Origin of the sequence: Streptomyces sp. NPDC057638 (assembly GCF_042800315.1) — a bacterium.
Lineage (GTDB): Bacteria > Actinomycetota > Actinomycetes > Streptomycetales > Streptomycetaceae > Streptomyces.
Genome location: NZ_JBHVHF010000358.1, coordinates 1 through 7,024 on the forward strand (window position 1 = coordinate 1; position 7,024 = coordinate 7,024).

General features: G+C 65.7%; 5 protein-coding genes. All 5 read right to left on the minus strand.

What is annotated here, in order from left to right; genetic code table 11:
- Positions 1–29: 29 nt before the first annotated feature.
- The 5 genes from ACFVIM_RS30745 to ACFVIM_RS30765 all read right to left on the minus strand — a co-directional run bounded on the left by ACFVIM_RS30745 (position 30) and on the right by ACFVIM_RS30765 (position 6,246).
- A complete protein-coding gene (locus tag ACFVIM_RS30745) occupies positions 30–1,145 on the minus strand; it encodes an ABC transporter ATP-binding protein (protein WP_384308274.1) in 1,116 nt (371 codons plus the stop codon).
- Between the two features lie 14 nt (positions 1,146–1,159).
- Positions 1,160–2,221 carry an ABC transporter ATP-binding protein gene (locus tag ACFVIM_RS30750; protein ID WP_384308277.1) on the minus strand — a complete coding sequence of 354 codons (1,062 nt, stop codon included), beginning with the start codon at positions 2,219–2,221 and terminating at the stop codon, positions 1,160–1,162.
- Between the two features lie 10 nt (positions 2,222–2,231).
- Positions 2,232–3,209, minus strand: a complete 978-nt coding sequence (locus tag ACFVIM_RS30755) for an ABC transporter permease (RefSeq protein ID WP_384308280.1) — start codon at positions 3,207–3,209, stop codon at positions 2,232–2,234.
- Between the two features lie 105 nt (positions 3,210–3,314).
- Positions 3,315–5,108 carry an ABC transporter substrate-binding protein gene (locus tag ACFVIM_RS30760; RefSeq protein ID WP_384308282.1) on the minus strand — a complete coding sequence of 598 codons (1,794 nt, stop codon included), beginning with the start codon at positions 5,106–5,108 and terminating at the stop codon, positions 3,315–3,317.
- A gap of 100 nt (positions 5,109–5,208) precedes the next feature.
- On the minus strand, positions 5,209–6,246 hold the full coding sequence (locus ACFVIM_RS30765) for an ABC transporter permease (protein WP_384308285.1): 1,038 nt from the start codon (positions 6,244–6,246) through the stop codon (positions 5,209–5,211).
- Between the last annotated feature and the right edge of the window lie 778 nt (positions 6,247–7,024).

Genomic DNA, 7,024 nt, shown 5'->3' on the forward strand with positions numbered 1-7,024 from the left:
CTCCGGGGCCCTGTTCCCCGCTCACACCGTCACTCGGCGGACTTCTCCTCCAGCGCCGCCAGCGCCGGGTCCATGACCACGTCTTCCTGGCGGGCCTCCGTGGTGGGGTCCTCCGGGAAGTGGCAGGCGGTCAGATGACCCTCGCGGTTGCCGGAGAGCTGCACCAGCGGCGGCTCGTCGGTGGCGCACTTGTCCTGGGCCTTCCAGCAGCGGGTGCGGAAGCGGCAGCCGGACGGCGGCATGATCGGCGACGGGACGTCTCCGGAGAGCCGGATCCGCTCCTTCTGGTCCCCGTCCACGGTCGGCTCCGGCACGGCCGAGAGCAGAGCGTGGGTGTAGGGGTGGCGGGGCCGGGTGTAGAGGGAGTCGCGGTCGGCGACCTCGATCACCTTGCCCAGGTACATCACGGCGACCCGCTGGGAGAAGTGGCGGACCACGGCGAGGTCGTGCGCGATGAAGAGGAAGGCGATCCCCAGCTCCTCCTGGACCTTCTGGAGGAGGTTGACGACCTGCGCCTGGATGGAGACGTCCAGCGCGGAGACCGGCTCGTCGGCGACGATCAGCTTGGGCTCCAGCGCGAGCGCGCGGGCGACGCCGATGCGCTGGCGCTGACCGCCGGAGAACTCGTGCGGGAAGCGGTTGTAGTGCTCCGGGTTGAGGCCGACGGTCTCCAGGAGCTCACGGACGCGGTTCTCGCGGCCCCCGGGCGGGTTGATGCCGTTGACCTCCATCGGGCTCTTGATGATGGTGCCGACGGTCTGCCGGGGGTTCAGCGAGGAGTACGGGTCCTGGAAGATCATCTGGATCTCGGACCGGATCGGCGCGAGCTCGCGCCGCTTGGCGTGGGTGATGTCCTGACCGGCGTAGGTGATCTTGCCGGCGGTGGGCTCCAGCAGCCGGGTCACCAGTCGCCCGGTGGTGGACTTGCCGCAGCCGGACTCGCCGACGACGCCCAGGGCCTCGCCCGCGTGCACCGTCAGATCGACACCGTCGACCGCCTTCACGGCGCCGACCTGGCGCCGGAAGGGGAAGCCACCGTAGATGGGGAAGTGCTTCTGGAGCCCCTCCACGGAGAGCAGCGGTTCACCCGCGCTCGTCCCCTTGGTCGAATCCTTCTGCTTGGGCAGAGTGACGTTCTCGCTCATGTCTCTGCGTCTCCCTAGCCCAGCCGGGGCTTGATCTGATCGATGAAGATGGTCTGCTTCTGCTCCGCCGTGAGGTGACAGGCGGCGGCCCGTCCGGCGGCGAGCGCCGGGCGCTCGGAGGTGCAGAGCCCGCCCGCGACCTTGTCCACATGGGCGCACCGGGGGTTGAACGGGCAGCCCGGCGGCGGGTTGAGGAGGCTCGGCGGGGAGCCGGGGATCGGCGTGAGGGCCTCGTTGATGTCGCCGCCGAGGCGGGGCATCGAGCTGAGCAGACCCCAGGTGTAGGGGTGCGTCGGCGTCTGGAGCACCTCACGGACGCTGCCGCGCTCCACGGCCCGGCCCGCGTACATCACCAGCAGGTCGTCCGCCATGTTGGCGATGACACCGAGGTCATGGGTGATGAAGATGATCGCGGAGCCGATCTCCTGCTGGAGTTCCTTCAGCAGATCGAGGATCTGGGCCTGCACGGTCACGTCGAGCGCCGTGGTGGGCTCGTCGGCGATCAGCAGGTCGGGGTCGCAGATCAGCGCCATGGCGATCATCGCGCGCTGGCGCATACCGCCGGAGAACTGGTGCGGGTAGTCGTCGAAGCGGGTCGCGGGCTGCGGGATGCCGACCTTGTCGAGCATCTCGATGGCGCGCGCCTTGGCCTCCTTCTTGGAGGCGCCGGTGTGCTTCATGTAGGGCTCGGCGATCTGCCGCCCCACCGTGTAGAAGGGCGAGAGCGCGGTGAGCGGGTCCTGGAAGATCATCGCGGCCTTGTTGCCGCGCAGCTTCTCCAGGTCCTTCTCCGGCGCCTCGACGAGCTCCTGCCCGTCCAGGTGGATCTCGCCCGAGATGTCGGTGGACTTGCGGTTGTGCAGACCGAGGATGGTCAGGTTGGTCACGGACTTGCCGGAGCCCGACTCGCCCACGATGCCCAGCGTCTTGCCGCGCTCGACGTCGAAGGAGAGTCCGTCGACCGCGTTGACGACGCCGTCCTCGGTGGAGAAGCGCACCCGCAGGTCGCGGACCGAGAGGAAGGCCCCGGGCCCGGTCGGGGCCGGGGTGTCTTCGGTCTTGGTCAGAGTGGTCACGGTCGTTCTCCTAGGCGAGGCGCACGCGCGGGTCGATGTAGGCGTACGCGATGTCGACGATGATGTTCAGCAGCAGGATGAAGAAGGCTCCGAACAGCATGACGCCCATGGTCAGCGGAAGGTCCTTGTCCAGCGAGGCGTCCACCGCGAGACGGCCGATGCCCGCCAGGTCGAAGGTGAACTCGGTGACCACGGCACCCGCCAGCAGCCCGCTGAGGTCGATGCCGAGGATCGTGACGATCGGGGTGAGCGATCCGCGCCAGGCGTAGCGGAAGAACACGTACTTCTGTGACATGCCCTTGGCCCGCGCGGTGCGGACGTGCTCCTCCTGGAGCTGCTCGATCATGGTCGAGCGGGACATACGGGTGTACTGGGCGGTGAAGATGGTCGCCATCACGGCCCAGGGGATCAGCATGCCGAGCGCCCATGAGCCGGGGCTCTCGAAGAAGGAGACGTACTTCGGGTTCTCCAGCCAGCCGGTGCTGTAGACGAAGAGGCCGAGCACGATCGGGCCGAGGAAGTAGATCTGGAAGGAGCTGAGCACCATCGAGGCGCCGCTCACGATCTTGTCGAGCATGGTGCCGCGCTTCCAGGCGGCGAGCAGACCAGAACCGAGACCCAGGACCAGGAAGATGATCAGACCACCGACGGTCAGCGACAGGGTCAGCGGGAAGCGGTCCATGATCGAGTCGAAGACCATCTCCTTCGTGTCGAAGGACATCCCCAGGCACGGCGCCGAGCAGTATCCCTGAGCGAAGTCGCGACCCGAGACGATGCCGCCCATGAACTCCCAGAACTGGCTGGTGATCGGCTTGTCGAGGCCCAAGTTCTCGCGGATGACAGCGATGTTCTCCGGCGAGCAGTTCTTACCGCAGGAGAGTTCGGCGAAGTCCTGGGGGATCGTATAGAACAGGAAGAACGTGAACGCGCCGATCAGGAACATGATGACGACGGCGCCCGTCAACCTGCGGATGAGGAACTGAAGCATCGGGGAAAGCTGCTCTCTTCGGAAGCGGCGGGAGTTGTGGCGGGTGGGCCCATGGGGGTGCGCTCCGCCTGGCGCGCACCCCCGGGATCAGCCCGTACGGGGTGGTTACGGGTTGATCAGGAACAGATCGTTGATGTTGATGTAGCTCGACTCGGTGCTGTACTTGGCACCACCGATGTTCGAACCGGACAGCTGGATCTGCTTGGAGTAGTAGACCGGGGCGGCGGGGTTGACGCCTTCCACGATCCGCTTGTGGATCTCGGCCCACTTGGGACCAGCCTCGGCCGGGGACAGCTGGACGGCCTCGTTGATCCCGTTGGTGACCTCGGGGTCCTTGATGTGCGAGTAGTTCGAACCGCCGTCGGAGACCAGCTCACCATCGTAGACCGGGGTCACGACCGTACCCGGGGACGGCCAGTCCTGGCCCCAGCCCGTCATGTACAGGTCGAAGGTGTTGTTGAGCTTGCCGATCTGCTCGTAGAAGCTCTTGCGGTCGATCTCGTGCGCCTGGACGTTGAAGCCGAGCTTGTTCAGGGCGTCCTTGATGATGACCATCTGCTTCTGGCCACGCGGGGTGTTGGAGTAGGCGTAGCTGAGCTTGGTGCCCTGCTTGAAGCCCGCCTCCTTCAGCAGCTCCTTGGCCTTGGCCTCGTTGCCGTTCGGGGTCTTCTTCTTCTCGAACGGGTCGTAGTTCGGGTCGAAGCCCGGCAGGGTCGGGGCGAAGAGACCACCGGCCAGCTCACCGCCGTAGCGGCCACCGTCGGCCTGGATCATCCGCTGGTTCGGGATCGCGTAGGTGATCGCGTCCCGGATCTTCTTGTCCTTCATCCGGTCCAGGTTGAAGGTCATCTGCCAGACGTAGGGCTGGTAGCCCTTGACCGTGCGCTTGTTGACCTTGGGGTCGTTGATGACGCTCTGCATCTGGGCCGGGTCGACCGAGTCCGTGAACTGGATCGCGTTCTTGGCCTCGCCCTGGTCGCTGATCAGACGCTTGGTCTGGCTGGCCTGGTCGATGGTGGTGGTGAAGTTGAAGCCGTCCGGGTACTGGTGCCGGACCGCGTCGGTCTTCGGGTCCCAGTTCGGGTTCTTCACCAGCTTCATGGACTTGCCGGGCTTGGTCTCCGCGATCTTGTACGGACCGAGGGCGACCGGCTTCTTGTCGTAGTTCTCCTTGGTGTCCGCCTTCGCCGGGACGATGCTGTACCCGGGCATGGCGAGCGCCTGCGGAAGGTCAGGCTGCGCTTCCTTGAAGTTGAACACGACGGTCTTGGCGTCCGGGGTCGCCAGGACGGTGTCCGGCAGCTTCTTGCCCTTGTAGGGGCCGTCCGGCAACGCCTTGCGGTAGTCCGAGCCGGAGAGCCAGGTCTGGATGTAGCTCGGGCCGTCGAAGATCACCTTCGAGTACATGCGCTCGATGGTGTGGCGGACGTCGGCGGACGTGATGGCGTTGCCATTCTCGTCCTTGACGCCGTCCTTGATGGTGTACGTCCAGGTCTTGCCGCCATTGCTGGACTTGCCGGAGTCGGTGGCGACGTCACCGACGACGACCAGGCCGTTGGGGCCCTCCTGGTAGTTGGTCAGACCGCGGTGGACCAGGTTGGAGAACTGGCCGGCGTCGCTGACGTAGATCTGACCCGGGTCCATGTGGCTCAGGTCCGACTGCGTGTAGACGCTGATGAAGCCACCGGGCTTCGCACCGGCGATGTCCTTGGCCGGGCCCGTCGAGGCAGCCGCGTTGCCGTAGGAGACCGGCTTCGACTGCTTGGCGGCGTCCTGCTGGTTCTGCGCCTTCTCGTTGCTGCCCTTCTTGTCCTCAGAAGAGCAACCCGTGAGCACCAGCGAACCGGCCGCTGCCGCGACGACTATGGCACGCGCTGAGCGTGAGCGAATGGGCTTCATGATGCTTGATGCACCTACCTGTCCGTTGTGATTCATCAAGAGCTGCCTGACCGTCCGGTTGCCCGGTGCGGGGGCGGCAGCGGCCCCCACGCCACGGACGTCAGCGTCCGGTCTTGGGGTCGAAAGCGTCCCGGACGGAATCGCCGAGGAGGTTGAACGCCAGGACGAACACCACCATCGCGATACCCGGGAAGAACATGAACGACGGGTTCTGCTCGTAGATCTCGGAGCCGATGGCGAACATCCGGCCCCAGTCGGGGGTCGGCTCCACGAAGCCCACACCGACGTACGAGAGGAACGCGATGCTCAGGATGGCGGCGGGGAGCTGATAGGTGCCCTGCACCAGGATCGGCGTCACGATGTTGGGCAGGATCTCCTTGCGGACGATCCGCCAGCGCGAGGCACCGGAGACCTTGGCGGCCTCGACGAACTCCCGCTCCCGCAGCGACAGCACCGAGCTGCGCACCAGTCGGGCCATGCCCATCCAGCCCAGGAACCACATCACCAGGATGATCGCGACCGCGCGCAGGTAGGTGGGGGTCTCATCCGTCGGCGAGACGAACATCGCGGTCACGACGGGCATGAAGGCGATGAAGAAGAGCTGGCTGGGGAAGGCCAGGAAGAAGTCGGTGACACGGCCGAGCCAGTAGTCGACCTTGCCGCCGAAGTAGCCGCCGATCATGCCGATGAGCACACCGGTGAGCACCGCGAGGAAGGTGAGCGCCAGAGCCATGTAGAGCGAGGTCCGCATGCCGTAGAGCAGCATGGTGAACACATCGCGGCCGAGGTTGGGCTCGACACCGAACCAGAAGTCCGCGGACATCCCGCCGAAGGCCCCGACGGGCATCGCGAAGTCGTCGAGGATGTCCTCGTATCCGGGCTGGGTCGGGTAGAGCGTGTACGGATCCTTCCCGTACAGCGACGAGATCACCGGCGCCAGGGCCGCGACCACGAAGTAGAGGATCACGACGACGGCGGAGATCACGCCGACGCGGTCGCGCTTGAAGCGCGCCCACATCAGCTGGCCGGGAGAGCGACCGTTGTGGTCGGCTCCGCCCGCCGTGTCGTTCTTGGTCGCGGAGTCTTTGTCCAAGGTGACAGAGGCGTCCGCGGCCTCGGTCTCAATTGGACTGGTCATGATGTGTCCATTCACGGGTGTCGGTGACCCGCGGTCCTGCGCACGACGGCGATGACGGCCGAGTGATGTGTGTACTCGTACGTACGGTGAGCCGCCGCTTGACGATCCCCCCTCGGCAGGGCTCACCCGCGATGGGTGTGGCCATGCCGCACGATGCCCTCGTGGTCAGGCCACGGGGGATCCTGCTGGAAAGTGCGTCGACAGGGGGATTCCACCCTGGTTCAGGAGCGCGAGCCGAGCGGTTGACCGGGGCTCAGGATCGGCGGCCGTCGTGGGCGGTCCGACCGGATGGAATGCGCTGGAAACCGGCCGTACAAGCCATCGCTGACGACCCGACCCCACTGGCGCTCGTGGCACCGCGCATGGGTTCCTCCTCATGAGTCCACGTGTTCACTGCAAGGCTGGGCACATGACACCCGCCGACACCCCTGACGGCGAAGAGCTGTACCCCGTGTGCTCGTGAGTCGGCGCTCCCCACAGCGCATGACCCGTTGACCCGAGCTCAGTGAAGCCAACTATTGGGTAAGTTCGGGCCGTAAACCACACTTAAAGCATCTCGTTTTGGCAACATCAGGAGACGCTTGAGGGCCAAAATTCGGACAAAGGGATAGCAGACAGACACCCCCGAAACGGACTGTTAATACAGGTTTCCGGTGAGCTACGCCCGATAGTCGGACAGATTGGATAGGAAAACCTCTTGACTCCGCCCGCCGGCGGAGGGTGGCCAACCTCTCAGTCTTCCACCCCGTCCCTCACGACAAACGGCCCGGCCGGCCCC